The following is a 2,043-nucleotide window of genomic DNA, read 5'->3' on the forward strand; positions in this document are numbered from 1 at the left end:
TGTGGGTGGTGGAGCCGCGGGCCGGGGCGCGGGCCGCCGTGTCGGGCAGGGTGAACGCGAACACCGCGGTGAGCGCGGCGATCGCCGCGAGCGCCAGATAGGCGTGCTGGTAGGCGGTGACGGGCGGGTGGGCGGCGGCGGTCGCGGGGGTGCCGAGGACGAGGACGGTGGTGACGGCGGCGGGTGCGAGGGCGCCGCCCGTCTGCCGTACGACGGTGTTCAGGGTGGAGGCCTGGGCGACGTCCGCGCGGGGCAGGGTGGCCAGGGAGGCGACGGTGGTGGGGAGGAAGAACCCGCCGATGGCGATGCCGTACAGGAACATGCAGGCGCGGAACGTCCACAGGCCGGTGTCCGCGTCGCAGGTGGCGAAGAGCAGCAGGACGGCGCTGACGGCGACGAGGCTGCACCCGACGATGAGGCGCGGTCCGACACGGGCGTACAGGACGCCGACGACCTGGACGGTCAGCAGCACGCCGAAGGCCTCGGGGAAGGTGCTGGTGCCCGATTCGAGGGCGCTGCGGCCCTGGGCCTGCTGGAGGAAGAGCGGCCCCAGGTACAGGGCGCCCATGATGGGGATCAGGCCGATCAGGTTGAGCAGGTTGGTGTCGCGGAAGAGGCGGTCGGTGAAGAGACGCAGCTTCAGCAGCGGTGCGCTGGTGCGCAGTTCGACGGCGACGGCGGCGGCGAGGAGGACCGCGCCGAGTGCCAGGGCGACGGTGACGGCCGGGTCGGTCCAGCCGCGGTTGGGTCCTTCGCAGACGCCGTACATCAGCCCGCCGAGGGCGGCGGCGCTCAGCAGCAGGCCCGGCAGGTCGAAGCGGCCGGGGCGGGCGCCGCGGTGGCCCGCGAGGAACAACGCGCCGAACAGCACGGCGGGCAGGCCCACGGGCAGGTTGACGTAGAACACCCAGCGCCAGGACAGATGGTCCACGAGCAGGCCGCCGGCGACGGGCGCGGCGGCCGGGGCGATCTGCTGCGGAATGATCAGGTACCGCTGGAGCCTCACCTGCTCGGCGGTGTCGAACGTGGCGAACATCAGGGCGGCCGAGGACGGGAAGAGCACACCCGCCGACACGCCCTGGACGGCCCGGAAGGCGACGAGCTGGCCCAGGTCGGCCGCGGCGCCGCAGGCGAACGAGGAGGCGAGGAAGCCGGTGAGGGCGGTGAGCAGGACCCGTTTGCCTCCGAAGCGTTCCACGAGCCAGGCGGACGCGGGCACGGCCATGGCGAGGCACACCGGGTAGACCACGACGACGCCGTCCAGGGCCGCGGTGGTCAGATCGAACTGGCGGGCGATGGAGGGGAGCGCCACGGTCGTGATGGCTCCGTCGGCGATGGCGATGAACGTCACGCAGACGCAGACGACCGGGACGACCAGGCGCTGACTCGGGCGGAAGGCGCGAGCGGAGAATGGGCGGGACGGACGGGACGGCAGCAGGCCACGGGGCGACGACAACACATGCTGAGCATACTCACTATGTGGATGCTCATAGAATTGGTTTTCACGGGACGGAGCGGGGACGCACGAGAGCGGGGACGGCCATGGCGGTGCAGGGCAGCAGCGACATCCTGATCGACGAGCTGTACGAGACGACCTACCGGTTGCGGCTGTTCGTCGAGGCACGGCTGCGTGAGAAAGGCGCGTCGGTGGCCCGGCTGCGGGCGCTGCGCATGCTCGCCCGGTCCGAGAAGCCGCTGCGGATGCGGGATCTGAGCGAGATGACGGGGGTCGCGGCCCGTACGACGACCAGTCTGGTCGACAGCCTGGAGCGGGACGGCCTGGTGGAGCGGGTGCGCCATCCGGAGGACCGGCGGGCGTTCCTCGTACGGCTGACGCCGGCGGGCGTGGTGTGCCACCGGGAGGCCGAGGAGCTCGACCGTGAGGCACTCGCGGAGGCCACGGCCGGGCTGGACGCGGAGGACCGGGAGCGGTTGCGCGCGCTGCTCGCACGCATCCGGGAGGCAACGGGCTGAGCCGGGCAGGGGCGGGAGGTCGCCGGGCGGGGCCGCGAGCCGCCCGGAGCCCTGCTCCCCGGCCCCGGC

General features: G+C 73.0%; 2 protein-coding genes. One reads left to right on the top strand and one right to left on the bottom strand.

Annotation, left to right across the window (positions count from 1 at the left end):
* The coding region (locus tag MTQ10_RS30000; protein ID WP_247473704.1) for a DHA2 family efflux MFS transporter permease subunit at positions 1-1,351 on the bottom strand (1,351 nt) is incomplete at its 3' end.
* A gap of 191 nt (positions 1,352-1,542) precedes the next feature.
* Between MTQ10_RS30000 and MTQ10_RS30005 the strand changes: the two genes are divergently transcribed.
* The gene (locus MTQ10_RS30005) at positions 1,543-1,974 is read left to right on the top strand and encodes a MarR family winged helix-turn-helix transcriptional regulator (RefSeq protein WP_247473706.1); all 432 of its coding nucleotides are present in this window, start codon (positions 1,543-1,545) and stop codon (positions 1,972-1,974) included.
* Positions 1,975-2,043: the final 69 nt, after the last annotated feature.

This window comes from Streptomyces sp. XM83C (assembly GCF_023072675.1).
Taxonomy (GTDB): domain Bacteria; phylum Actinomycetota; class Actinomycetes; order Streptomycetales; family Streptomycetaceae; genus Streptomyces; species Streptomyces thermocoprophilus.

Excerpts from the sequence above, each read along its gene's own strand:
- MTQ10_RS30005 (WP_247473706.1), top strand. The coding sequence starts at position 1,543 with ATGGCGGTGCAGGGCAGCAGCGACATCCTGATCGACGAGCTGTACGAG.